Source organism: Roseibium sp. SCP14 (assembly GCF_040329475.1).
Classification (GTDB): Bacteria; Pseudomonadota; Alphaproteobacteria; order Rhizobiales; family Stappiaceae; genus Roseibium.
Genome location: NZ_JBDZYH010000003.1, coordinates 851255 through 878043 on the forward strand (window position 1 = coordinate 851255; position 26789 = coordinate 878043).

The 26789-nt window shown below is 55.7% G+C and carries 20 protein-coding genes; 9 read left to right on the top strand and 11 right to left on the bottom strand.

What is annotated here, in order from left to right; genetic code table 11:
- Positions 1-36 precede the first annotated feature (36 nt).
- On the top strand, positions 37-708 hold the full coding sequence (locus ABLQ08_RS16520; protein ID WP_352944214.1) for a MotA/TolQ/ExbB proton channel family protein: 672 nt from the start codon (positions 37-39) through the stop codon (positions 706-708).
- Here the strand turns inward: ABLQ08_RS16520 and ABLQ08_RS16525 are convergent.
- From ABLQ08_RS16525 to ABLQ08_RS16575, 11 genes are read right to left on the bottom strand one after another with little or no spacing between them, the layout of a single operon-like run.
- Positions 700-2517: a hypothetical protein gene (locus tag ABLQ08_RS16525; protein WP_352944216.1), complete on the bottom strand. Its 1818-nt coding sequence runs from the start codon at positions 2515-2517 to the stop codon at positions 700-702. The two genes, ABLQ08_RS16520 and ABLQ08_RS16525, sit on opposite strands and share 9 nt — an antisense overlap.
- Complete coding sequence (locus ABLQ08_RS16530; RefSeq protein WP_352944218.1) at positions 2514-2936, bottom strand: ExbD/TolR family protein; 423 nt, start codon at positions 2934-2936, stop codon at positions 2514-2516. Before ABLQ08_RS16530 ends, ABLQ08_RS16525 begins: the two co-directional genes overlap by 4 nt.
- Positions 2937-2978: 42 nt before the next feature.
- Positions 2979-4859: a serine/threonine protein kinase gene (locus tag ABLQ08_RS16535; protein ID WP_352944220.1), complete on the bottom strand. Its 1881-nt coding sequence runs from the start codon at positions 4857-4859 to the stop codon at positions 2979-2981.
- Positions 4856-5623 (bottom strand): PP2C family protein-serine/threonine phosphatase, encoded by a 768-nt coding sequence (locus ABLQ08_RS16540; RefSeq protein WP_352944222.1) that lies wholly within the window; start codon positions 5621-5623, stop codon positions 4856-4858. Before ABLQ08_RS16540 ends, ABLQ08_RS16535 begins: the two co-directional genes overlap by 4 nt.
- A complete protein-coding gene (gene tagF / locus ABLQ08_RS16545; protein WP_352944224.1) occupies positions 5620-6297 on the bottom strand; it encodes a type VI secretion system-associated protein TagF in 678 nt (225 codons plus the stop codon). The genes ABLQ08_RS16540 and tagF overlap by 4 nt, the downstream gene beginning before the upstream one ends.
- 1 nt (position 6298) lies before the next feature.
- Positions 6299-9952, bottom strand: a complete 3654-nt coding sequence (gene tssM, locus ABLQ08_RS16550) for a type VI secretion system membrane subunit TssM (protein WP_352944226.1) — start codon at positions 9950-9952, stop codon at positions 6299-6301.
- Positions 9953-9989: 37 nt separating this feature from the next.
- On the bottom strand, positions 9990-11573 hold the full coding sequence (gene icmH, locus ABLQ08_RS16555; protein WP_352944228.1) for a type IVB secretion system protein IcmH/DotU: 1584 nt from the start codon (positions 11571-11573) through the stop codon (positions 9990-9992).
- A complete protein-coding gene (tssK, locus tag ABLQ08_RS16560) occupies positions 11573-12907 on the bottom strand; it encodes a type VI secretion system baseplate subunit TssK (RefSeq protein ID WP_352944230.1) in 1335 nt (444 codons plus the stop codon). The genes icmH and tssK overlap by 1 nt, the downstream gene beginning before the upstream one ends.
- Before the next feature lie 56 nt (positions 12908-12963).
- Complete coding sequence (gene tagH / locus ABLQ08_RS16565) at positions 12964-14670, bottom strand: type VI secretion system-associated FHA domain protein TagH (protein WP_352944232.1); 1707 nt, start codon at positions 14668-14670, stop codon at positions 12964-12966.
- Between the two features lie 23 nt (positions 14671-14693).
- Complete coding sequence (locus ABLQ08_RS16570; protein ID WP_352944234.1) at positions 14694-15290, bottom strand: DUF6931 family protein; 597 nt, start codon at positions 15288-15290, stop codon at positions 14694-14696.
- A gap of 40 nt (positions 15291-15330) precedes the next feature.
- Positions 15331-17157, bottom strand: a complete 1827-nt coding sequence (locus tag ABLQ08_RS16575; RefSeq protein WP_352944236.1) for a type VI secretion system Vgr family protein — start codon at positions 17155-17157, stop codon at positions 15331-15333.
- Positions 17158-17547: 390 nt separating this feature from the next.
- Between ABLQ08_RS16575 and ABLQ08_RS16580 the strand changes: the two genes are divergently transcribed.
- The 8 genes from ABLQ08_RS16580 (at position 17548) to tssG (ending at position 26782) form a co-directional block, all read left to right on the top strand.
- Complete coding sequence (locus ABLQ08_RS16580) at positions 17548-18231, top strand: OmpA family protein (protein ID WP_352944238.1); 684 nt, start codon at positions 17548-17550, stop codon at positions 18229-18231.
- Positions 18232-18298: 67 nt separating this feature from the next.
- A complete protein-coding gene (locus tag ABLQ08_RS16585) occupies positions 18299-19582 on the top strand; it encodes an ImpA family type VI secretion system protein (RefSeq protein WP_352944240.1) in 1284 nt (427 codons plus the stop codon).
- 277 nt (positions 19583-19859) lie between these two features.
- Positions 19860-20414 (top strand): type VI secretion system contractile sheath small subunit, encoded by a 555-nt coding sequence (gene tssB / locus ABLQ08_RS16590; RefSeq protein ID WP_352944242.1) that lies wholly within the window; start codon positions 19860-19862, stop codon positions 20412-20414.
- Positions 20415-21938 (top strand): type VI secretion system contractile sheath large subunit, encoded by a 1524-nt coding sequence (gene tssC, locus ABLQ08_RS16595; protein ID WP_352944244.1) that lies wholly within the window; start codon positions 20415-20417, stop codon positions 21936-21938.
- Positions 21939-22141: 203 nt separating this feature from the next.
- Positions 22142-22627 carry an Hcp family type VI secretion system effector gene (locus ABLQ08_RS16600; protein ID WP_352944246.1) on the top strand — a complete coding sequence of 162 codons (486 nt, stop codon included), beginning with the start codon at positions 22142-22144 and terminating at the stop codon, positions 22625-22627.
- Between the two features lie 143 nt (positions 22628-22770).
- Positions 22771-23322, top strand: a complete 552-nt coding sequence (gene tssE / locus ABLQ08_RS16605; RefSeq protein WP_352944248.1) for a type VI secretion system baseplate subunit TssE — start codon at positions 22771-22773, stop codon at positions 23320-23322.
- Positions 23319-25316, top strand: a complete 1998-nt coding sequence (gene tssF, locus ABLQ08_RS16610; protein ID WP_352944250.1) for a type VI secretion system baseplate subunit TssF — start codon at positions 23319-23321, stop codon at positions 25314-25316. The genes tssE and tssF overlap by 4 nt, the downstream gene beginning before the upstream one ends.
- On the top strand, positions 25313-26782 hold the full coding sequence (tssG, locus tag ABLQ08_RS16615) for a type VI secretion system baseplate subunit TssG (protein WP_352944251.1): 1470 nt from the start codon (positions 25313-25315) through the stop codon (positions 26780-26782). The genes tssF and tssG overlap by 4 nt, the downstream gene beginning before the upstream one ends.
- Positions 26783-26789 lie beyond the last annotated feature (7 nt).

Genomic DNA, 26789 nt, shown 5'->3' on the forward strand with positions numbered 1-26789 from the left:
AGATTGTCCTAATAAGCATGAAGGAACAGAACCTGAATGGTTGAGTCGTCTTCTTCCCTGCTTCAGTTGGGCGGGCCGGTCGTCCTGGTCCTCCTGGGTATTTCCATCGCAGCGTTAGCCGTCATACTCGCCAAGACTTTCCAGTTTTCCAGCGCGCGCGTTGGGCGACATGGCCTGGTCAGGCAGGCAGTCACCCTTTGGAGAACAGGTGATCGTGCCAAGGCCACCCAGGTCTTGCTGAAAGACCGGTCTCTCTGCGGCGCCCTGGTGCGTAGCGCCATGGACGCCATTCAGCGGCTCGACCAACAGCCCCTTGCCATTCAGGACCGCGACATCCGGGAGGAACGCTTGCGCGAAGAAATTTCCGCGAGGGCTGCAGACCGGCTTTTCGCATTGGCCAGCTGGCTGAAAGCGTTGGATCTCGTAACACAGATCGCTCCGTTGCTTGGTCTTTTCGGCACGGTGCTCGGTATGATCGAAACTTTTCAGGCCTTGCAGGAATCGGGTGCTACCGCAAATCCGAGCACACTGGCCGGCGGCATCTGGGTTGCTCTTTTGACTACTGCAAGCGGGCTTGCCGTGGCTATTCCGGTCTCCGTTGCCGTTACCTGGTTCGAAACCAGGCTGGAAAAGGAACGCGCAGCACTTGAAGTTCTCTTGACGGGTGTTTTCACGGCGGATGCCGCCCCGCAACAGGCGCTATCGTGACACCTTGAACGCCGTCAGCGAATAGACACCAGGCTTCTGAAGAACATCGGAAATGTGGCCGGAAGGCAGCGATCCGAAGCGCGGAGGCTGATTTTCATGCGGCCGGTTCCATATTGCCAAAACCAGCGCAGTTTCCTGCCGCTCGGACGAAATCAGCGTTACGGGAACGGAGAAACGCCAACCGCCAGCTGTTACGGCGTTGGATTCCGGTAGAATATATCTGCGTCCATCATGAATTTGACCCGCGTCGTCAATCACATAAAGCTCAGGTGGTCCTTTGCCATTCAGCTCAAGTCCGACTTGCTCAGCATTCGCGATTCTGCCAAGTGGAAGATCCCGTTGGATGACACCTGAAACACGAGTCCCGCTTGTCACGACCGTTGCATCAAGGTTCACCAGCCCTGGAGCTTCAACACCGGCAAGCAAACCAGGTGCATCAAGCAATGCACATTGCTGGCGCGTCACCAGCCTTACTTCGATATCGGCCTCATATCCCTGATCGGCAGCAAATCTCCTGTCGAACTGCATGAACGCCGGGATCGAGGTACCAAATGCAGTCACCGCCGCACTGTCCGGTCCTGCCGCCATAACCGTCAAATGCGAGCACTCGCCAGCATTGTAGCCGGCTACATAGGCAGTCACCTTGGCAAGCGGATCAATGCTGGCAACTTCGACCGGTCCGACATTTAGTGTTGGTTCACCTGCTATGGGCGCGGAGGGCACGTTTGACGTTTCAGGCTCCGATGGCGCCAATGACGAGGCTTCGATATCGGACGGTGCTACGGCGGCTAGTTGTTGCTGCAGAGGCTGTATCGCTTCTACGGCATCGGCTCCCGACTGAACAGAAACCCCGTCGGCATCTGGACTTGAGATCGAAGCCGATACGCCCGGCACACTCTGTACCACCTGTGCCGAGGGCGCGGAAATCGGCTGCGGAACACTTGTTGATTGAATGGTCGGGGCAATCGGTGCAACAGCCATTGGCGCAACGTTTGTGTTTATGGATTGGATCGGCGCTGTATTGCTCGAGCTTGTCGGGACAGCTGTCGTCAACACAGGCTGTGTTTCATCAGGTTGTGCTTGATCGATCGCGCTTGCGACGGGGACGCCAACAACCTGCTCGGAATTGGAAGCAGGCCGTAGCTGCTGTGACTGCAGGCTCTCGCCGACTGAGGTGATGGCAGTCACGACTTCAGTTTCGGAAACGTCTGCCACTTCGCGCCCGTCAACTTCGACCGGAACGGCCTCAATGACTGAAACCGCTTGCGTTGATGTTGACGGCAACACGGTTTGCGTCGTTGCTTCAACCGACTGTGACACCGTGACACTCACAACGCTTTGCGGTGCTGCGACAGCTTTCTGCGTCGTGACGTTTTCTGCCGGTACAGGGGCAATTTCGGCGGACGAAACGCTGTCGACAGTGGAAGGTTGAACGACGTTCGAGAGTTCAGATTGCGGTTTTTCGGGCTGGACCGTTTGTATGCTTCCGGGACTGACGGGAGCTGCAGTTGTTTGAGATTGTGCCGGCAAACTGGTGCTCGCCTGCGGAACGACGGAAGCGACCTCCGGTTTCAGTTCTTCGGTCGCAACGCTTTCAACAACCGTAATCTGGTCAAACTCAAGACCACCACTCTCTATGACAACTTCAGTCTCTGGCTGATCTTGTCGCTCATCGACTGACGTTGACAGGTCCGGCAGTCCATACAACAGCAAAGCCAGGTGAACACCGACAGAAACTCCCAGAACCGCCGGCCAGATGTAAGTCGGAATCGCCCAACTACTGCCTTGGTTGTAGATTGCCGCAGTCACGGCTGTTCCTTTTCGACGGTCACGAGCGTTAGTCGCCTGACACCGTTTGCCTGAAAAAGATCGGCAAGGCTTGCGATTTCCGCCATTTTCGCGCGTTTGTCGACCTGGATCGAAAGGTGGCCCGCATTGTTCCCCAGGTTCTTGAGAAAATCCGCGACGCCCTGGCGATCCAGGGGCTCGCCCTCGAACCAAAGTTCACCGTCCTTTGTCAGAACCAGGGCGCGCTGAATGTCGCCACTGCCTTCTTCGACCGTTGTTTCCGCCCACTCGAAATCCTCCGGCAATGGCGGCCGCAACGTTCCGGCGACCAGCAGGAACAGGAGCAGCAGAAACACCACGTTTATCAACGCCAGCGAACTGTCGGCAGGTCGATGGACCAGCGGTTTCGGCAGGTGTATCGGTTTCGTGTAGCGCTTCATGCCTTGTTCGTCGTTTCAAGCCGACTTCGCAATTCAAGTTGATCAAGGGGTTACTTTGACTGTCGTTGCAGTTGCCCGCAAGACCGTAGCGCCCTGCATCAAGTCGGTGAAGAAGGCTTTTGCCTGTTTGTCCTTCCTTCTGGCGATCTGCGAGGCAACATCCGGGCCAACCAGCGCAACGACAAGACCAGTTTCTTCTACCGGCGTCGTGAGGTTCAAGGGTACGACGAACCCTGCCCCGCCATTATCCGTCTGCAGGAAAGGTGACAGGTTTACGACCTCCCCCTTGCTGCCGACAAACAGCAGGCCCAACTCCCCTGCTTCCGGTTTGAAACCCGAAATTCGACCGGCCATATTGCTGCCATTTGGAACAACGGTGCGTTGCATATCCAAAAGCAGCTTCGTCTTGCCGCTTCCCTGCGGCGTCGCCCGTAAAAAGGCGATGGCCGGGCACTGTGCGTCTGTCACCAGATTGACCTGTATCTTGGCTTCAAAGCCCTGCGACTGAGTAAAATCACTATCGAACGCGATAAAGGGAGGTGTTCGAGAGGCAAAGCCCTCGATTTCGGCCGAGCGACTGGCAATCTGGATCGGCTGCAGATACATGCAATCTCCCGCTTGGTAACTGCTGATAAATTTTCGAATTCGATCTTCTGAAGAAAGCGGTTCTTCCACTTTGATTTCATTCGGAGTGATCGCCGGGGGGGCCGATTCGTCTTGCTCGCTTTTCGCAGCGAGCTGTGTGTTTCCACCGGATTGATCGGTGGTGGAAGGTTCAGACGGCGTGACCACGGGCTCTGTTGTGCCCCCGGCGCCCTGCACCTGTTTTTCATTCGCAGGTACTTTCGGCATAGATGGCGCGTTTTTGCGCGGTTCCGCCACAAGAACGGGCTTGGTGTCTTGTTCCGGAATGGTCTGCCCTGCCAGGAAATAGACCCCTCCCGCACCGAGCCCCGCAAACCCCATCAATGACATTGCGACGAGAACTCGGCGCCCCCATCTGACCGGAGGCTCCACCTGATCCGTCGCCGTCTTCTCTTCCGCGGGTACAGGGGCCTTTACGATCGTCCGGTCCGTGATGCCACTGTTCATGGGGGCGCCAAGAGTCCATTCCGCGATTGCGGACATCGATGCGGGGCGGTTGGCAGGGTCCGGTTGCAGCATCGCTTCCAAGAGTGGCCGGAAGCGATTGTCTATGCCTTCCAAAGGGGGAACCATGCGTCGCTTTTCAACGATCTGCGCCTGTGTTCCACCCATGTCGATCTGCTTGCCCGTCAGGGCTTCGGCAATGACCAAACCAAGCGAATAGATGTCGCTTCGCGGTGTGACCTTTCCGTCGAATATGCCGACCTGTTCCGGAGAAACGTAATTGACCTTGCCGGCAAATCCATCACCGATAATCGTCGGACCGCCCGTATTCGCGCGAGAAATGCCAAAATCAATTATCTTCGCCTGACCGACATCGCCATTCTGCAAAATGATGTTGTCAGGAGACAGATCCCGGTGGATCACTTCCCGGTCGTGGACCGCCTGCAACGCGGACCCAAGACGCTTGAGGAGCCGATAAACCGCCTCCGGTTCCAGAGGGCCGGATTCAAGCCGCGTACTGAGCGACGGACCTTCAACAAACTCCATCGCCAGATAATAAATTCCCAGATCAGGTTCTTTTGCGAAAACAAAATACTGCGTCAGTGCATCATGCTTCAGCTTGCGCAAGATCTTGGCTTCGCGCTTGAACAGATCCAGGATCATCGTATCCTTCGCGAAGGTGGCAAGAAGAACCTTGATCGCAACCGGATCTCCGCTTTCGATGTCTCTGGCCCTGTACACCGTCCCGATGCCGCCGTCGGCGATGTGCTCGACGATTTCGTACAGATTGTTCAGGCGGGTACCGGGTGGAAGGAGATTGTCAGAAGCATTCATCTACGAGTGGCTCCTTCTCCTGCAGCAACGCCATCGATATCGACAATGACCACGGTTACGTTATCCGACCCGCCGCACTCCAGGGCGCCATTCAACAGGTCTCTTGCGCTCGAATTCGGCGCAGCATTCATGAGAAATGTTCCTATCGTCGTATCATCCAGGTGTCCCGTCAGACCATCAGAGCACAATAGAAAACGATCGCCCGGACGCAGGTTGCCTGAGACCAGCTCCAGCTCCAGATCGATTCCTGACCCGATCGCCCGCGTTATGATGTGACGACGCGCATAAGTTCTTGCTTCTTCGATCGTCAGAACGTTCTGGTCCACAAGCTCCTGTGCTTCGGTGTGATCGGTCGTCAGCTGTTCAAGCTGGCCGTTGCGCAGACGGTAAACGCGGCTGTCCCCTGCCCACAGACAGGCAAAATTGCCACCAAACGTCAAAAGCGCGGCAATTGTTGTTCCCATGGCAGCACCGTTTGCCCTTTGCGACGCGTGCTCTATCTGCTCCTTGGCCAGGATCACCCGACCTTCGAACTGCTCAAGAAGATCTTCCGCGCTTCTGGGGACATGGATCGTATTGAGCGCATTTTTCACCAGACCGGAAGCGATTGCACCGTCCTGCAGCCCTCCTGCCCCATCCATGACCGCGAAGACACCTTTGCTCTCATCGATGAAATATGCGTCCTGGTTCTCCTCGCGCACCCGCCCGACATGGGTGAGCCCCACGGCGTATCCACGAAGCAGTTCACTCGCCGCCTGGTTCATGTCCGCTGGTCCTCCGACTGAAATCGCCCGTGGTTATTCCCTGCTTTCCCTGATTGCATTCTGGTTTCTGGATGATCTTCGGGTAACAACAACCATCGGAGTTCCTCAGCATGAGGCAGACCTGCGCACTCGAACACGACCTGAGAACCGGCAGCTGCGCACCAAAATACGCATTGCAAATTGTGCTCCTCGTCTAGCCTGGGAGCAAGCTTCGTTGAATGTTTCGCAATCAAAGGTCTTGCAGCGATATCCGGAGCAACAAGCCGCGCAACCGCACTTTGAAAGTCGGAAAGTTCAGCGCCGTCTTCCAGGGTTTGGAGAAGAATGGCCTCAACATCGCAATACCAGTCTTCCGATGCGACCATTTGGGTTTTATCTTCCGCCATCCGCACAACGATCGTAAGGGGAAATTCGCGGCCGACCTTGTCCACGCTCGGCATAACGGCACCGGTCACCATTCCTTCAAAGGAGCCACCGCTCACGCAAGACGAGAGCCAGAACCTCCAGACCGGCATGGTCATATATGCCTCCTGCCAGGCTTCTTTCAGATCAAGCCTTGAGCGCGCGATTCCCTCGTTCAGGAACGGTTCCCATACTTTTAAAAACCCATTTGGACACCTATTGGTCACAAAATCAGCACGCGCCGGTAATTTGCCAAAGTACCCAACAGTCATCTCAGAAACTCGTTGGACAGCTGAAATCGCCAACCGCGGACAAGAAGAACGGATTGGGTTTCGTGCGGAGCGTCACGGTGAATGCGACCTGCCGCCCACCCAGCGTCTTTCGAACGACAAACTTGTTCTGGCCGGAACTGACCCTGTTGGCACGAACAAACCGATAAAACGCCCAGTCTCCGTGAATTTCCTGCCGGGAACGATAACCCGGCACTTCCGGCTGTATCACCAGAACGACGCGTGGCGTTGCCGTGTTGCTCGGCCAATCGAAACTTGCAGGCAACGGTTCGATTTCCGCATTGAAACCCGGACCGCGCGTTACGAGCACCAGATTGCCGTTCACCTCGAGACTGGCCGCATCCGCCTGTTGGGACAACGCCCGAGGTACGACTTGCAGTCCAATAGAGGGAAATGCGTTCCCCGTTGGAAAGAACGCCTGTTTGATCAGGTCGGCTCTTTCAAATTGTCTCAATGTTGCGTTTGAAAGTCGATCCGCCTGGGTTACTTCAGGTTTCCAGCTCCATGGCCGGGTCGACGTATCAACCAATCCCTTCAAGTTCTGGTCGAAGAACTGTTGCATGATTCCTGCTGGCGAAAACAGCTTGGCGAACTCCGTCATCGCGACTTCGGACCGGCCGTTGGTGAACGGATAATTCCGGCCAACAATGCTTCGACAGGCGTCAACAACCTGCGACTTCAGTTTTTCGTTCAGCTGGGTAATCGACGTTTCCTTGTACTCCTCATCGAATTCTTTGGATGCTCGAAGCAGGAGCTTGTCGAACGGCTGCGGGAAACGTGTCGCATTGCTTCTCAGCAGCGATGCCTGGATCTGCACGTTCGAGTTTGCAGTTTCGCTCTGCAGCGGGTTGTTGGCAACGATCAGAAGGTTGTCCAGGATATTCTTGAAGTTGAGCAGCAGAGCATCGATCTTGCGGCTGTTCTCTCCCTCGACCAGCACGTGATAGGGCCGGAAGTGATCTTCGATCGATTTGCCGGGAATGATGCCCGGACCGCCGGTACCGGTTGCGGCTCCCAACGCACCTGAAACCCCGTCCGGCGCCAAGGCCTTCAACCCCGCTTCCAGGCCAATCCGCTTCAGGCCACCGGAAGTATCCAGAACATATCTTTGAAAGACCTTCTGGGCTGCCTCGGTGCCGGCTTCCTTGGCACTGTTTCCTGACAGAGATCCGGCAAGCCCTTCGGCAGACATATCCTGGGTCAGGAGCGTTTCTCCTCGAATGCTTTCAAGAAGCTGGACGACAGGAGATGTCGGCGCCGAAACCGCCTGTAACGTTGTGTAAAGTGGTTTGTCATTGCGCATCGACTTGAATTTCAGGTTTCCAAGTGCCTGCTCCCATGCGGCAATGAAGTCTCTCGTATAGAGCGTCAATATCTCTGCAGGCAGCGACTGATACTGGTCGGCAAAGGCATCTGCCTGACCTATGTCGCCGAAGACCCATTGGTCACGTTCCAGCTCTTCTCGAATACCTGCAAGGTTGGGAAGAACAGACAAGTGGAAACCGGGATAGGTAAAAAACTTGTCGACCACGACGGTATCGAGCGTGTCGCCATTTTCGGTTTCAAACACGGTCTCCATGTCCGGCCCGCCGCGTTGCTCGGCAATCCAATCCTCGCTGGCGAGCCCTTTCGCCCGGGATTTCAGCAACGCATAACCTCTCTCGGACAGACTGACCCGGGCAAGTTCCCGCTGGACTTCAGCAACGAGCACCCCGTCCAGCTGATCGGTCAGAACATTTCCGCCAAAGTCCATGTCCAGCATCGCCGAGACATGGGTGTTGAGTTCATTCCGCAGCACCTCCCCCTGTGCGCTCGGGAAACTTTGCAGAAAATCGGCGCGGAACGAATTCCTGATCTGATCCTTGTCAATCTCAGGAGCGTCACCAGCGACCATTCTGTAAAGCTTGGCAAGGTTGTAGAGGGTGTCGATATCCTGACCGCCCGGGCCGGTCCGATTGTCGAGCACTTCAGTCATCTGCTCTTCGATCCTGAGCAGCAAGCGTGGGCGCAGCAGCCGCTCCAATCCGCTTCGGTAGGAGGTGACGCCTGCAGCTTCCAACCGTTCTCTTTGGCTGAGACCAAACTGTTCCGTCAAGGGTATCGGATCGTTACGACTATCGTAACCGGCAGGCAGGCTGCGCAGGAGAGACAGGATGTAGGCTGTATCGCGCAGGCTGTCATCGCGCACGACCCTCTGATCCAGAACACCTTCCCCCTCCGCACTGACCGCAGCCACCGCCTTCGCGGTTTCATCGATCAAAGCCCGGTTGTTGAGATAACTGATCCCCCAGAGGCTGCCGAGACCGACGGTTACCAGCACAATCGCCGCATATGCCGCAATTCGCGCTGCCGTCGCCATTCGTACCGCCTGACGGTTGTGTGTTACCCAACCTGCTTCACCGATGATCACCTTGTTCAGCAGGTCACGAAGGAAATAGCTCTTGCCCTGCCCTGACAAGGCTGCCGCCTGGTAGGCAGTCCCAAATGCCTGGCTCATCGAGCCAATAACCCGGTCGATTGCGGTTCCCGTCTGCGTGCCCGAAGTAAAGTAAAATCCTCGAAGAACGGCGTTGGGATAGTACCTGCTTGGCTCGAAAACCGCATTCAGAAAACCCGAGACGCGGTCCTTCAATGCGGCGATCTGGGTCGGAAAACCGAACAGCATCAGACGTGCTCGCGGATCGGGTTCCTCTTGAAGCCTGTCCGCCATTTCCTCATTCAATCGTTCGACAAGAAGATCAAATTCTGCCGGCGTATCGGCGACCATGTTCTTTGTCTTTTCACGCGTCTGGAACGTTGCTCCCCAGACGAGATTCCGGCGGCTTTCGGGATAAGATCCGAAGAACTCCATAAACCCGGCGACCGTGTCCGCCTTTGTGAAGATGACATAAACCGGGAAATCGATTTTCAACGTCTTGTAGAGCTCAATCAGACGTGACCGAATGGCGTCGGTGTGCTGCTTCAACTCAGCATCCGACAGCGTCATCAGGTCTTCCAGACTGATTGAAACCATCACGCCATTGACCGGCTGGCGCGGGCGGGCTTTTCGAAGAATGTTGAGAAAACCAAGCCAGGCTTCGCGATCATGTTCTTCGTCGGAATCCTGAGTGGTGTAGCGTCCGGCCGTATCGATCAGAACCGCATTTTCCGCAAACCACCAATCGCAAAAGCGCGTACCGCCGAGACCTTCCAGTTTCTGGGCTTCACCCTTGCCTCTGGCGTTCGCAAACTTAAGACCGGAATGCATCAGTGCTGTTGTTTTGCCCGCCCCTGGTGGTCCGATCATCAGATACCAGGGCAGATCGTAGAGGTACGTTCTTGAATTGCCGCTTGCGGTCTTGAGCGTCTTCAGAGCGTCCTTCATTCGTTCAGAAAGGATCTGAAGGTCTTCCTCGCTTGCCTTAGGTTCAAGAATTTCACGCTCCAGTGCGCGATTGGCGGCAACTCGTTTGTAGATGCGATAGGCAGTCCACCCGCCGATTGTCGCTACAAGGAGAAAGATCAGAAGCAGACGCACCCACAAAGGTTCAAACGGGCGCACGCCGGCGATCGCAAGGAATGGTCCTCCGAACCACACCAATGCAACCAGGGCAAGAATGCCGATCAAAACCGCCGTATTTCCGAGCCAGAATTTCATGGATATTGCCTTATTCCTCGGTTGCCCCGGACTTGCTTCAGTTATCGATCACCAGCCCCTTGGGCGGCGGTTTCAAAAAAACTTCAACACGGCGATTGAGCGCTTTGCCTTCCCGGTTTGTATTGGGAGCGATCGGTTCATCAGCCCCCCGGCCCTCGACCTGAACGCGCTCAGGTGTCTGCAGAATGGACTGCATCACGGCAGCGACCGACTTCGCTCGTTCAACAGAAAGATGCCAGTTAGAAGGAAACCGAGGATTGTTGCGGATCGGGTCACTGTCCGTATGACCAACGATGAGTATTTCACCATCGACGTCATCGAGGGTTTTGCCGACTTGCTCGACCAGCAACTGGAATTCGGGACGCAGCGTTGCCGCAGCGACATCAAACTGCGCACGCATGCGCAACATGATCGCCGGCCCCGCCTGCGCGATCTCCAGTCCTTCCAGCCCCGCGAGCTGTGCGGAAAGCGTATCTATCGGCGCCTCGTCTGCTGGCGGCAGAGGCGGAGGTGGCTTTGGCTGATAGCCTTCGCGCGCCAGTTCGACCGGGCCGGTGGGATAGAGCGCGGCGGCCCGGCTGGCAACAACCTCGCTGCCGCTGGCCAGCAAGAGCATCAAGGTCACGTAACCGCCAAGCAGCAGCGCCGCCGCAATCGCAGCCACCGACCAGATTGGAACGGAAAACCCAGTCCGCTTTTGCAGCAGCTCAAGTCCGCGCCAGTGTGGGGACAGATCATCGCCTGGCCGGGGACGTACGCGTCGCAGAATTTCATGAAGATCCCTGCGCTCTCTCTCCAGTCCCTGCTGTCCTCCCTGAATGGCCCTGTACTTGCCATAGAAGCCCAGAGACAGGCAGGCATGCATGACTTCCAGTACGCCGTAATTTCTACCCGGATCCTGCTTTGCCTTATCCAGCAATTGAAAAAACTCGACGCCTCCAGTCGCCTGACCGAAAAACTGCGTCAGCATCGAATACTGCGTCCATTGATGTCGCCCGGCCGACGGCAGGTTCTGAACAATATCGTCTGAGGTCGCACAAAGGGCGTAGGCGGCTGACCGGATCTGGTCATCAGTGATCCCGGCACTGCGCAGTTCCTTTTCGAACGTCTTGATGGCGTTGTAGACGTCGCGCATCAGAGCATCGAACTGCGCATCCGTCATGGTCAGGTGCAATCTGCCAAGCAGAAGGAGAAGCGGTGCAGCTGCGCGGGAGACCGGGTTCCTGTTTGCTACGCGGATCTGGTTGATATCGGGAGTTTGCGCCAGTTGACCGGCGTTCCCGGATGCGGCTGGTGGTGGTTGCTGCTGTCCGCTTTCCGGCGGCGTTCTCAAGTCCGGTGCTTTTTGCTGCCCGTACTCATAACCGGTCGGGGTCGGAGCATACGGGTCCTGCCCGGCATTGCCGCCGCCCTGCCAAGGATCAGGCGTTGAGCCCTGAGGTGGTGGTTGTCCCGGCGCTGCAGGTCCAGGAGCAGTCTGACCTGGCGGGACGGGAGATTGCTGCGGTTGCTGAGGCGCATCTGAGGGCTGCGTCTCGCTCCACCGCCCACCGGGATTGGGTCGGACGATTGTCTTGCCCTTTCGCTTCGAAACACCAAAGGGGTCGTCGTTGTCCGACATCAGCGCCCCTCCCGAATGGCATAAAACTCGAGCTGCAGGTCCGGCCAGTTGCCGGAGAACTGCAAGCCGACTGCAGAATCCTGACTGAACTCGCGCCAGAGCGGCGTCGTCTTGTCGAGCCTGAAATAGACTCGGTCGGTCAACGCGCGAATTTGCGCAGGAGGAACCGGCATATGGATCAATGGAATTCCGGGCAGGTTCGAATAAACGATCTGGCGCATCTGACCGAATGGTCCGACCTTGAACAACCGTGGAAATTCGTTCTGAATTTCCGTGAGCGGACGCCGGGCCGCGACTTCCAGAACGAAGCTTGCCTGTGAGAACAGGTTGCGATCCACGATCGTCGACTTGAAAGCATTCGGTGCGAGCTGTTCCAGCGGCAGGCGTATTGCCCTGCGATCATAACCGGCTGAAAGGAATGCCTGAATGTCGGCCAGGACCGGTTTGAAAACCTCGTGCAGCTTGTCGTGGTCGTAGATGGGATAGTTTCTGGCCCGGCGCTCTTCCGTCGCGAATGTGGCGAGCTCACCGGCCAGCTGGAGAAACTCCGAATAGAGCTTCTCCGGATGCACATATCCCGACTTTCGCAAATGCATCAGTTGAGGATGTATCCGGTTCAGCATCTGCAATGTCAGATAGTCAAAATTCTGCAGTCCGCCACCTGCTGATGTGTCGGCTGCGTATCGCGCAAGTTCGCTCAGTTTCCGTTCGACCCAACCGATCACGGAATCAATCCATCCGGTTACGACGGGATGGACGTGACACGCCAGAACCGGAGGCGCAAAGGTTCCGTCTGTTATGACGATGCGGTCCTTGATTTCAGTGATCCGGGCAACCGGAAGGCACACCTGGCCGGGATGCGGTGTTGAACGAATGGAATAGGTCAGCCGCGGATGGGCAACATCGATTTCCTCTTCCTGCCTGATCGCAGACGTGGAATCGATGATCGTTTCCCTCCCCTGAACATATCGGGTTGCTGCATCATCTCGACCGTTGGCAACTTCAACCGCATTGACCGTCGTCTCGGGAATGCCAAGCCAGACGATCTGCCCGGCGGCATCTTCGGGAACATCGATTGCAGGGGGCGGCGTGCCGTCCGCCGGGAAATTGAACACCGTCCCATCCGCAAAGACCCCTCGGCCATGGCGAAGAGCGAACCGGCATTGCTGCCCGACGTCCTGATCAATTTCGATATCGGAAAATCCCCAGGGATAAGGAGAAGCAAACCGAACCCTCTCATCCAGCAGGTGTTCCACATAGCGGTCACTCTGCTGAAGATGATGCGGCCGTAAAAACAGGCCTTCGGTCCATGCAACCTTGCTATACCACGACATAAAGGCACTGCTCCTTATTCATGCCGCGCATTCGCGCGGTTTCAGTTCAAACGTCTTTAATCAATTTCGCCGCCGGCCTGTTCCGAACCGTCGCTGCTCAATTCCTCATAGCTTTCCGTAAAGTACTGCGTGAACACGCCGACGACCCCGTCGTCATAAGCCCCCGACAGAGAGGTCCAACGCTCCTGCATCCGATCCCAGAGCTTGGCTTTCTGGTTGCCGAATGCACTTTTTGAAACCTGCCCTTCGCCTTCGACCGCGCTTGGGGACAAAGTCGCATCAAAACGGGCGGCGGCCTTCTGCATGGCCGCGTAGGTCCATACGTGATGCTTCTTTATGTCCTTGAAGGCCAGCGTCATTGCTTTGGCCAATGGCAGGTAACCGTTTTCTTCTGCGTTCTGGCCGAGCATTGTCTGGAGCGCCATCTGAGGCGTTGGCGAGAACTTCAAGGCATTGTTGCCACTTCGACTGATCAGCGTGCGGTTGGCATTTCGTGTCATTGCCTTGACCTGACTGCGCGCCTGCAAGAGCCCCATCAGATCCGAGGTCACCTCTTGAAGTATGCCGCCAAGCTCACGAGCGAATTCCTCAGGCTCCCGCCCTTCCAGAACGCCGACCGGTATTCCAGCTCCATCCGCAAATGCCTTCAAGATGTCGATATCGCCCGCCGATACACGCGCGGGTGGTGTTTCGTCTTCGGTTATCGGTTGCGGAACCTCCGCGGGCGGTATGGAGATCTCCGGCTTCAAGGAAGCATTTTGCGGCGCACGCCCTGTTCCAGCAGATGCAGCATGGTTTTCTTCGACGGAAGAAAGTTCCGCACTCTCCGGTCGTGACCAGCCAGGAGCTTCCGGAAACGGTGATGCGGCCTCTCGCTCTGGAGACCCGGCACTCTCGACATCAGCCAAAGCTTCCTTGGTCGCAGGAGTATCGTCAGCCAGGTCCGGCATCTTGAACAGTGGTTCCGGTGCTTTGGCTTCTCCGTCTTGAGCTTCGGGAGATGGATGAGCTGCTGATGCCGCATTTCCGTGCTGAGGCAATGGACTATGTGTAACGACGGCAGGTTCATGCAAAAGTGGTTGCTGCGCGAGGTGATCGAGAGGATCTGCCTGTGCAGGTCGCGGTCCACCGTCAGAGGCAGGCGGAGACTGCCGGTCATAAAGCGACGGATCGGAATGGCCCCAACCATGTCCCTGAGAGCCCCACACGTCATCAGCAGGAGTGCCGATACCTGGAGCGGACGAAGGGGGCGCATGACGCCCCTCCATACCGACGGTAGGTGCACCCCAAGGGTTTCCTTCACCCGGCGGTGGTGATGACGACGGTTCGGGCCACGATGGTTCCATTGATGGCGCCGGGGCTGCACCGGACGGAGTGTCCCAGGGCTGTGACTGAGGTTGATGCAATGCTGCATGACCGGCGATGGAACCAGCGCCTGCACTTTCCTCATTTTCCAGGGAGACCGCGATGACATAGTCGCCAATCATGAGCCGGTCGCCCGGGCGTAACACATGAGCTCTGTCCAGACGGTTCGGGCTGCCGTTCAGGAAAGTACCGTTTGTTGAGATGTCATAGAGGACAAACTGGCCGTCTTCGAAACGGACTTCGCAGTGCTTGCCCGAGATTATTCTTTGAGGATCGGGCAAGCTCCAGTCGAGATGCTCATGCCGGCCAATATCGAAACCTCGGTCGGTGCAGCTGTAGGACACCTGACCACCGGTCTCCAACCGGTCCACGTTTTCTATCTGGAGTGTGATGCGCATTCCCGCAGTTCCCCCCCAAATATCTAGGACTGAGCCGAAGGCTGTCCAGAAACACTGACAGACGGCATGTTCCCGCCACCAGCGAAGGACAGACCCGCTGAAAGACAATTTCCGAACGCTTTGTCGCGCTCTTCGGGCATGAGCTCACCAAGAGCAATCAACACTGCGGCATTCACGGCCTTTGCCGTCAGGCCTTCTGGCATTTCAACCCTTTGGTCCGGAAGGGGTGACAGGGAACCGCCCGACCAGCCGGCTGCCCGGCCGATCCAGACCGAAGCGCTGTCTGCCTTGGTTGCCTCCGCGGCCGCATGCACCTTGGCCCGGGCTTCCTCGTCTCCTTCCCGAACCCAGTTTTCTGCAAGGGCCAGGAGTTTCCTGTCGTTTTCACTCTGGTTCCGATCAAGTCCGGAAACACATTTCATTCCCCACCAGACGGCTTCGCGCTTTGGCAGAGCATGGGCGAAATAGGCAAGCGCCGTTAACGGGGCATCGCTCTGTTGCAACTCAACGACATAATCTTCCGGCCCCGCGAGTTCAGACGGTTCAAGCACCGTTTCGTTCAGGTCCGGATAGGCTTCGAAAACCTGTTTTGCCTTGGTAAAGCGGATACGAGATCCCATCAGATCATTCCCTCGCCTTCACTTGAGCACAGCCAACGCGTTAGTTGATCAGAACTATTCCACCATTCAGTTTCAAAAGCGCACTGCCTTTCACATCGGTCATTGTGCCTTTGGCCGTCAGTTTACCCGAGGCAGCGACATCAATCATCGGAGAAGAGATCTTGATCGAGTAAGGTGTCATGACGATCTTGCTGGCGCCACAAATGAACTCGATCTTTGTTCCGGCTGTCACTTTCCAGTTCATGCCGATTTTCTCGGTGGTGTTCTTGCCGACCTTTTCGGTTCGATCCACATCGATCTTCGTATCGCGACAATTCTTGACGTGCAGCGTTTCGTTGTTTTCGATAACCGTATCCATGTCCTTTTGAGCATGAATGCCGATCTGTTCCTGACCTTTTGAGTCATCAAGAACCAACTCGTTGTATCCACCGCCGCCGACCGTTGAGTCTGACTTTATTCCAGCCTTGTTCTTCTCTCCCGGAAGGGAGTAAGGCGGCATGTTTTCCGCATTATAGACCGTACCGATCACAATCGGCTGGTCCGGGTCACCTTCCAGGAACTGGACGATCACCTCCTGACCGACACGTGGAATGTAGATGCCACCCCAGTTCTTACCCGACCAAACCTGTGCAACGCGTACACGGCGGGATTGCGTCTTGTCTCGGTCCCAGTGGAATTCGACCATGATCTGACCGAATTCGTCGACGTCGATCTCCCCCTGACCAACGACTTTTGCCGTTTGCGGACCGGGAATATACGGTTTCCTCGTCGTCGCCGGGGTCCTGAACGGAATATCGACTGAAAGAACGTCATATGTCCCGGTATAAGCTTCACCCTGGGCACCACCGCTTCCGGTCCTGTATTGTTCGGCAATAATCTGGTGGCTTGCCCGCACGACAAGATGTTCCTTGTTTTGCGGACCATGGGGATGGTCTTTCAGCGTGAACAACCCACCGGCATATAGTCTTGGAACTTCGCCGGCCGATTCGACGCGCCTGTCAGCTGCCTGTTCCGCTTCCAGTCGGATGTTGCTGTATTTCGAGCCTTTGTCTTTTTCCGTGTACCGGCCGGGATAGTCATAATGCTCCAGCGATCCGGCCCTGTAGGCTGAACCGGCATCCTTGTCGGCTTCCAGGGACGCGCTCGGCTTTTCAAAGTCATAGTCATTGACGGCAAACTTGCCGGTACGAAATTTGCGGCTCGGGATCCAGTGGTAGAGATGCTCCTCATCCCTCTGACTGTCACCGCCGATCGGGATGAACGGAATTGACGGATCGCCTTCAATCGCGCTGTAGGATGATTTGGCATCGGCAAGGATCATCGTGTGCTTGCCATCCTTGTGCTCGAAGAAATACGAGATCCCGAATTCCTCCATCAAGCGCCGGCAAAAGTCGTAGTCCGACTCCCTGTACTGCACACAATAGTGGATCGGATCGTAGCTTTCCGTGAGTTTTTTGCGATGATCGGCAAAGTCGTGTGCGCCTAAAACTTCCGAGATAATATCGGGAGCAGACTTGTCTTTGAAAATCCGGCAATTGGCGTTTTTCGTCAACAACCAGAACCAGGGACGCAAGGTCAGCTTGTATACGTAGTATGCCCCCCGGTGCCCCATCCACCTAGCGTCGGTCAATAGACCATCGAAGTAGCGGATGTCCCCTTTGTTGGTCGCCACCTTTACAGTCATGTGCGTCGCAATCGCACGATCAAAATCCAGATCCTCCTGCTGGCTGACGACTTCCAGACGGACTTCAAAATCATCGCTCAGACCTTCGTCGCACTCCACCGTGACCAGCGAAAGCTCATCCTTGCCAAAGACCGAGTTCAGTTCGGCCATCCGGTTTGCTTGTCTGAGTTGTCCTAGGGCCACGAAGCTCTCCTCGGAAGTACGGCGGTTTCTGTCCGGGAACGATAAAACTGCGTTCTCAAGACAGTTCCTAAGGCGTCTCCGCAAAAAATAATGTGCTCAACAACACAATTGTTGCAAATACTTTAAACACCACCCACACTCTTAACCAAGCGTAGAAATCACCTTTCCGCAATTGTATAGTTAATTTATATCTTCAACCTTAACTATTTAACCTGCTTATTATAGTCATAAAATCCATATTCACTTGCCAATTCCATTGAACAAGCCATACTGATATCAAAACGCACTTTAGTGACTTTCGCCACATAAATATTTTCTAGATATGGCACGATGATTTTTGAAGCTTGATGCGAAACCATTTTCGCAACTCCAGACAGGAGGAACTGAATCGTGACCCGAATTTTTCACCGATCCGAAAAGACCTGTTCGCGCCGGTCTGCGCTCTGGACGGGAACTGTGACAACCGCGCTTTCGCTCGCCCTTGTTGCCTTTCCGACCGGGCTGAATACGGCCATTGCCCAGGATGCGACCTACTCCGCGGATGAAGTCAGCAAGCACTTCAAGCAACTCAAGACCCGGTCCTTGAAACCGGCCGGCACAACCCGCGCCCTTTGCATCGGAACACGTGACGAATGCAACGCCAAGGAAGCCGGGAATTCCGGCGGCCAAGTGGCCGTAACACCGACACAGCCCGGATCCGAAACACTGGTTGTCGACCCGGAAACCAAAGCGATTGATGAAGGCTTCAATCTCTTGGTTTCATTCGACTATGCATCCGCACGCCTCAGCCCTGTTGCGAAAGCCAATCTCCGGGAATTCGCCAAGGGTATCGCCGATCCGGATCTGAACAACGCCACGTTCGTCATCGAAGGCCATACCGACGGCATCGGCTCCCTTTCCTATAACCAGCGTCTTTCCGAAGACCGCGCGCAAGCGGTTACCGAGTTCCTTGTCGGCCTGGGTGTTGAAAGAAACCGGCTGAAGACCGTGGGCTATGGCAAAACACGCCCCAAAGTCGCCGACATCAACGATCCGTCGAACCGTCGCGTCGAAAGCAAGCTGGTTCTTGAATAGGAGACAGGATCGGGCACAACACGGCTGAACTGAGCTGGTTGAAACATATTGCTGGTTGGGGGCAGGAATGAAATTCGATCCTGAAAAATTCGGCACCGAAATCTCTCCGGGCGGCGGTTGCGGACCCGATCTGTATGACACGGAACCTGCATTTGCCGCTCTGCTCGACTCATGTGAGGAAACACTCCCGGAACGTTTCAGCGAGTTCGATCGATCCGAAATCGATTTCACCGACATTTTTCAGCAAATGGATGGCTTTTTGCAGCAATCCAGGGATTTGCGCCTGCTCGTCATGCTCGCGCAGTTCGGCATTCTGAGCGGTCAACTTCACCTGTTCGCAGACGCAGTCAGAATTATCCGTCAACTGCTGGAAAACCACTGGGACGACGTCCATCCGGTTGATGCCGATTTCGGGCATATGGAGAGGATGGGAGCATTGGAAGCCTTGAACAACAGGCCAACGGTGGTCCTTCCCCTGGAAGCCGCGCCGCTCCTCAAGACGCGGCGAAGTGGGCCCATAAGCTACAGAAACCTGCAGATTGCCACAGGCGCCATCACTCCGCGCGACGACGAAACCACTATTTCGCTCGGAGCGATTGAAGCTGCCCTCACCTCCGGAGAACTGGAACAGGACATCATCGACGAAGTACTGACCGACCTCGCGGACCTTGAGGCGGAGCTCAACACCATTTCCGACATTTGCGCCCTGAAGCTCAAGGAAGCAGATGCGAAGGCAACTGCACCGGATTACGAGAAGATCCGAATTCTCGTTCAGGAGATGGGCGGTGAATTGAAGACACGGCTGGGCCGCCAAACCGGTGAAAGTGCTGAAGATGGCGCAGACGCGCCAGGCGATAGCGCAGGTCAAGACACGGAACCTGAAACTGCAACACCGGCCGACATTCGCAATGCCGCACAGGCAAAACTCATCCTCGAGGCTGTTGAAGACTACTTCGCATCGCGGGAACCCTCTCACCCTGCCCTGTTTCTGGTGAGAGAGGCACGCGGCCTTGTCGGCAAATCCTATCTGGACGCGCTGAAGATCCTGATGCCGAGACGTTTCGACGAGGTCGCGCTTCTGCTGGGCACAAGCGGCCTGCAGCTATCCAACGACCGCCTCGTAGACCTGAATGACAGCGCCGGCAGCGATCTGGGCGACATCGATGACTTTTCGGTCATGGTGATCGAGAGCCGATCCGATGCAATGAAGGGCATAGCTTCCGTGAAAGGCTATTTTTCCTCAAACGAGCCAACGAGCCCGATCCCACTTTTACTGGATGAAGCTCAAAACATGAGCTCCGGATCGTTTACCGGCCTCCTGAACCTCTTTTTGAGAGCTGAGGAGGATTAGCGTAAATACTGGAACAACAAAAAGAAAAACCTAACCTAGAGTTCCCTGCTTCCTCCTTGACATAATCGCTCAACAGGTCCTCAATAATTAAAGATTTTTTCAAACCAACGATCGTGTGACTGCGATCACTTCTCATCACGAATTTTAGAAGTACATATTTAACAACAAAACAAAGCGCAGATTCAAAATATAAACAACAAGCATAGCGACTTGCGCGAGTATTTGACTGAGTTTGACCGTGTTTATTCCAAGGTCAAAAACACGAAAGGCAAGTACAATGGCATCGAATAGCGGGCAAAGCTTCATCAAGCGCAATAGACCACCCAGGGTCCACATTTTCTATGAAGATCCGTTTGATGCGGAACAGAAGGTCGAGCTGCCTTTTGTCATGGGCATTATGGCGGACTTGTCCGGTGACAATCCCGGCGTTGAAAAATCAGATATCGACGAGCGCAAGCTACTGGATATCGATATGGACAACTTCACCAAGCGGATGGAGGCCATCGAACCCGGTACATCCTTCACCGTCAAGGACACTCTGTCCGGCGAAGACAATACCAAGCTGAGTGTCCAGCTCCGCTTCAAGAGCATGGATGACTTCACCCCGGGCAAAGTCGCTGAACAGGTACCTGCCCTGAAGAAACTCCTGGACGCTCGCAAAAGCCTTGCAGCCCTTCGCACCATGATGGACGGCCGCGTTCAGGCGATCAGCCAGCTTGAAGAGCTGACAAGAGATCCGGCCCTGATGCAGGCGCTTGCGCAGAAAATGGATACTGACAAAGCGCAGTCCGGTGATGGCGCCGAGGCTGATGGCGACACGCAGGAGGCGTAAATGAGCAACACAGACACCAACGCCCAAAAAAGCAGTGAAGCAGCCGGCGCGGAAGCAACGGAAAAAAGTCCCGAGGAATTCGCATCCATCCTGAAGCAGAATTTCAGGATCAAGAGCGAAAATGAGACGGCTAACCAGCTTGTCGACAATGCCATGTCGACCTTCCTGGAAGAAGCTTTGTCCGATCAGGCGCTGATCAAGGACGATGTTTACGACACCATCGACGAGATGATCGCCAAGCTTGATGAAAAACTGACTTCCCAGGTGAATGAAATCATTCACGCACCGGCCTTTCAGAAACTGGAAAGCGCCTGGCGCGGGCTGGACTACCTGGTTCACCAGTCTGAAACGGACGCAACCTTGAAACTTCAGTTTCTGAACATTTCAAAGTCCGAACTGGCCGGCGTGTTCAAGAGCTACCGAGGCGCAAAGTGGGACCAAAGCCCCCTGTTCAAGCAGATCTACGAGGCGGAGTTCGGCCAGCTCGGCGGCCAACCCTACGGCTGTCTTGTTGGCGACTATGAGTTTTCCTATGAGCCTCAGGACATCACCGTCTTGCGCGGCATGGCGAAAATCGCCGCGGCTGCACACGCTCCGTTCCTGGCGGCGGCAAACCCGCAACTGATGCAGATGGAGAGCTGGACAGAACTACCCGCCAAGCGCGACTTGTCCAAGATCTTCGACACTGAGATCCATGCTCAGTGGCGCACCTTGCGGGAATCCGAAGACGCCCGGTACCTAGGCCTGTCGTTGCCGCGCGTCCTGGCCCGCCAACCGTACGGCGCGAAATCCGACCCGGTCGAGGAGTTTTCCTTTGAAGAAGAATTCAGTGAGGACAATCACGACAATTATTCCTGGATGAACTCCGCCTATGCCATGGCCGCAAACATTAACCGGGCATACAAGGAATATGGCTGGACCGTTCGAATCCGTGGTGTTGAAAGCGGTGGCCTGGTCGAAGATTTGCCGACGCATGTCTTTGAGACCGATGACGGTGGCGTAGACCAGAAGTGCCCGGCCGAAATTGCGATCTCCGATCGTCGGGAACATGAAATATCCCGTCTCGGACTGATCCCGCTCATTCATCGCAAGAACACGGATCAGGCGGCTTTCCTCGGAGCGCAATCGGTTTTCAAACCGCGGCAGTTCTCGGGACCGGACGGAAAAGACGCAACAGCTTCAGACAACCTGTCCGCGCGCCTTCCGTACATGTTCGCTACCACGCGTTTCGCGCACTACCTGAAAGTCATGGTCCGCAACAAGATCGGTTCGACCAAGGAAACTGCTCAGCTGCAAAGGTGGCTCAACGACTGGATCATGGACTACGTCGACGGTGATCCGGACAACTCCACCGAGGAAACCAAGGCGCGCAAACCGTTGCGGGAAGCAAAGGTTACGATTGTCGAGGACGAGGAAAACCCCGGTTACTACAGAGCCCAGTTTTTCCTTCGCCCCCATTACCAGCTGGAAGGCATGGATATTGGCATGAGCCTGGCCTCCAGAATCCCGCAAGACGGTAACTGAGTGTGAGAATTGCCGGTCGGGCGGTCCTCGCCCACCGGCAGGCATCTGTCGAGATGCAACCCGGGTTCTCCGGGTGGAGGTTCTAACGAGACGCAAATACGTCCAAAGGGTTGGACCGAAGGGTCCGAGTTAGTTGTCAAAACACAACTGAAGACCGCCAAGAGTGCATCCTTGGCCAGACGCAACCATAAGGATCTATTACAATGGCTGTAGATTATTTTCTGAAAATTGAAGGCATTCCGGGTGAAGCTCAGGACAAAACCCACAAGGACGAGATCGACGTTCTGGCCTGGTCCTGGGGAGCATCGCAGTCCGGCACAACGCACATGGGCAGCGGCTCCGGCTCCGGCAAGGCACATTTTCAGGACTTGAGCCTCACAAAATACGTCGACAAGTCGACGCCGGCTCTTCTGCAACATCTGTCCACCGGGAAGCACATCAACAAATGCACGCTTTTCGTTCGCAAGGCGGCTGGCGACAGCCCGCTTGAGTACATCAAGATCGAGATGAAGGACATCATTGTCACAAGCATCTCGAGTGGCGGTGCAGGCTCCGAAGACCGTATCACCGAAAACCTGACGCTGAACTTCGGTGAGTACAAATATATCTATACGGAACAGAAACCGGATGGCTCCAAAGGCGCAGCGCCCGAGTTTGCCTGGGACATCGCGGCAAACGAGAAGAAGTAGGAACACCCCTGGTTCCGGCCGCCGCGCTCAGCGCGGCGGCAACTCCTTCTCCGGATGCCCGAGGCGCGCTGCAAGAGCGCAATCGCAACCTGACTGCGTCCCCCTCGTTTCCGGACTACTCTGCACCAGGTGGGGCTTAGCCGATGGCCAGATCAAAAGTCAAAATGCAATCTCCGCTGATGTGGGCATTCCGGGCGCTGGATGACCCGGACTACAAGGCCGCTCAGTCCCGCCAAAACGAAACAGCAGATGGAGAGAAGCTCAAATCGGGTCGTAGATTGTCGCGCGCGCACGGGATTTCAGAACATACCTTGATCGCTGAAGTTCGCCGGGACCTGCAAGCTCTTCTGAACACCGTGAACTTCAACTCCACGCAGTCGCTTTCCGACTACCCGGATGTAGAAAACTCCATTCTGAATTACGGATTGCCAGACCTGTCCGTCCATGTCGTCGATACCATTCGCATCGACCAGCTTGCTGAGGATATCCGGCAGGCTCTCATACGCTTCGAACCTAGAATGGACCCTCGAACCCTTCAGGTCGCGCGCGATGAAAGCACAAGCGATGAAACCTTCAAGGTCCGCTTTCTGATCAAGGCTGAAATTCGCTGTGACCCGGTCAGGGTCGGCAGTGAGTTCATTGCTGACGTCGATCCTTCCTTCGGCCGAATAAAGATAATCGGGGCATCCGCATGAACCGAGAATTTCTGGATCTGTACAATCAGGAACTTATCTACCTGCGTGAGCAAGGCGCTGCGTTCGCAGAAGCCTATCCCGCGGTTGCCGAACGCCTGGGCGGACTTTTGGAAGATAGGTCGGACCCGATGTTATCGGGCCTCCTGGAAGGGACAGCTTTTCTGGCCGCACGCGTTCAACTCAAGATGAAGCACGAATTCTCTGAGTTCACGTCCAGCCTGCTTGAACAACTCTATCCGACAGCTCTGGCTCCAATTCCTTCCATGGTACTGGCGCGCATTTCTCCCAAATATGGCGATGCAAACCTTCGCGCAGGCATCAGGATCAACCGACACGCGCCCCTTGAAGCGGTGTTTCGAGAGCGAAGAGGAGAAGTCAGGTGCCGTTTCACGTTGACGGCCCCCATTACGTTGACGCCGCTCGAACTGACCGAAGCCCGCTATTTGAGCTCCGCCGCTCAAGTCTCCGGACTTGGAGCCGAAATGGCTGAAGACCGAAGGACAAGAGCCGGCCTCGCCATCAAGCTCACGCACCGGATGGCGGAAGACCCGGAAAACGAGGCATCAGCGGAAGAAGTCCTGAAGAAACCGGAACTCCAGATCGCCGGATGCAAGGTCGATGACCTGCCGGTCCGATTGATCGGTCCGCTGGACCTTGCCGCCAAGATCTATGAACAGATATTCGGCCACACGATTTCGCTCTATCTCAGAACCGAAGACGCATTCGGTCAGGTTTCCTTACAGCAGCTGCCGGTCAGCGCTGTCGAGCAGCTCGGTTTCGAGGAGGATGACGCGCTTTTGCGAAACGACCGCAGACTGTTCATCGGCTTTGATTACCTGCGGGACTATTTCAATTTCCCACGTAGTTTCCTCGGTTTTCGACTGACAGGTCTCAGACGGTATCTGGATCGCGTAAACACCAAATCCTGTGAACTGGTTTTTGTGTTCGACGAAACAGACACGCGCCTGCCCGCACATGTCGACCAAAAAATCTTTGCCCTGCATTGTGCGCCCGCCGTCAACCTGTTCGAGCGCCAGACGGACAGGGTTCCCATTAAAAAGGGACAGCACGAGTTCCCGGTGATCACCGACAGAACGCGGCCTCTGGATTATGAAGTCCACTCGGTTACTGAAGTGAACGCACATTTTTCCGGTGGCGAAAAACGTGCCGTCGAACCTCTCTATAGCGTCGCACCGGATACGGAAAAAGCCGGTCACGAGTGGTTTTACACAGTGCGGCGCCTACCCCGCCGCCAGTCTTCATCCGAACTTCGGCGCATGCAGCCAAGTCCCTACATCGGCACAGAAACCTTCATTACAGTTTCCAGCGGAGCGCAAGCCGCGGCCCTTCTTCAAAGCGGAGACAAGAAACTTTCCGAACTCTCGTTGAAAGTCATGGCGTCCAACAGAGCCCTGGCTGCCGACCTGCCTGTCGGCTCCAATCAGGACCAGACCACTGTTGGAGACTTTCGGCTCCTAGAGGATGTTGGATTGAAGGTCGATTGCGTAGCAGGGCCGACATCGCCAAGACCCCCGCTTCTGTCCTACAACGAGCGCCTTGGCGAGGAAGGACATACCGGGGCCATCGCGTGGCGGCTGATTAACATCCTTGCACTCAACCATACCGGACTAATCCATGACGCCGCTGGCGAGGATGGGCGCTCGTTCCGAGACATATTGAGTGTATTCGCGCCCTTGTCGGATAATGCCGCCGACCGTCAGGCACAGTCCGTGCGCTCTGTTTCGACACGCCCCGTCGTGCGCAGACTTCAGCAGAAGTCCGGAACCGGAGTGGCGCGCGGGCTGGAAGTTACCATCACACTCGACGACAAGGCTTTTGAGGGAGCGAGTGCATTTCTGATGGGGGCGGTTCTCGACCGTTTCCTGGCCGAATATGCCTCGATCAACCATTTTACCCAATGTGTAATTGCGACCACCGAACGCGGAGCAATCATGAAATGGCCGCCGAGGATCGGTGCAAAAGGAATCCTATGAGCGAGACGGAGGACAACAAGGTCGCCCCCAGGAAAGTCGCACGGGATACTTCCAATGCGGGTGACAAGACAATTGTGCGTGTCGCGGCTCCGCCCCCAACTCCCTGGTCTTCAACAACCCCGACAATTGAGCCCATGGGTCAGACAAACGAGTTGGAGACCGAGGGTCATATCGTCGACAACGAGACCAAGGGCCCAGCAGATGTCGCGATAACATCGTCCGGGATCAAATCGCAGTCTCTCCAGGAGCACCAGGAGTCATGGCCTGAAGGCACGCCGCCAACCGAGACCGAAAAAGAAGATACCAAAACTCAGGAGGCCCGGATTGAAGTCCCGGTTCAGCAACAATACGTCCCGCTGTTCACGGAACTGAGCAAACGCATTCAGGACCATCCAGGCGGTCACGATTTGCTGGCGGTCCTGCGTATGCTGGAAGGGCAAACGGCACCAATCGCAAGTCATGGACCGGACGGTGAAACGGACAAGCAAACTCCACCACGCATCGGAAAAAGTCGCAGACTGATCGAGGATATCGTTCGCTTCGGCCAGGACCCCTCAAGCGAGTTCGCCACATCGACGGTTGAACGCGCGATGCGCGACAAGAAAGACGGGCTTGTTCTGCTCGAGCGTTTTCTAGGACTTTTGGGACCACAAGGAGCCTTGCCCGCCGCGATGACCGACGAAGCGATCATGCGCGGATTGCGCGGCGATGACAGCTTTCCAAGATTTCTTGATGTCTTCAACAATCGCTTCGTTCAACTTTTTTACCGGGCCTGGGCAGACGCTCGCCCGATAGTCCAGCACGACAGACCGGATGACGACAGGTTCATGGATTATGTCGGTTCGTCCATCGGTACCGGAAGCCCGATTTATCGAGATCTCGATCTGATCGATGACAGATTGAAGCTTCTCTACGCAGGATTGATATCTGCGAAGGCCAAAAGCGCATCCCGGCTCAAGGCACTCATCACAGGCGTGTTTGAAGTAAAGGTCGAAATCGATCAATGCATCGGCACATGGCTGCATCTCGAACCGGACGACCAGTTGAGTCTTGGAAGTCTTGGCCCGGGTGGTGCAGGCCAACTCGGCCTGGACACCATCGTCGGAGCAAAGGTCTACAGCGTAAGCGACAAGATCCGAATTAGGATCTTTACGCGCTCGCTGGAGGAATACCGTAAGTTCCTGCCACCGACCCGGACCAAACCAAATCCCCGGACCGAAAGGCTGTTCGACCTGATCGAGTTCTATCTGGGTCTGGAGATTGAATATGAAATCGAACTTGCTCTTCCAAAGAGATGTGCTTCGGCAATCAATTTGAACTCAAGCAACTCAGCCACCCTTGGCCACATCGGTTGGCTGAAACCCGCCACCGATGCTTCTCAGCAAGACGCTGAAACCGAAGACGAAGAGATGCTGACGGACACGCGTTTCCGGCCGCTGCGCCGTCATACAACCGTTTACCAATAGGTCTCCA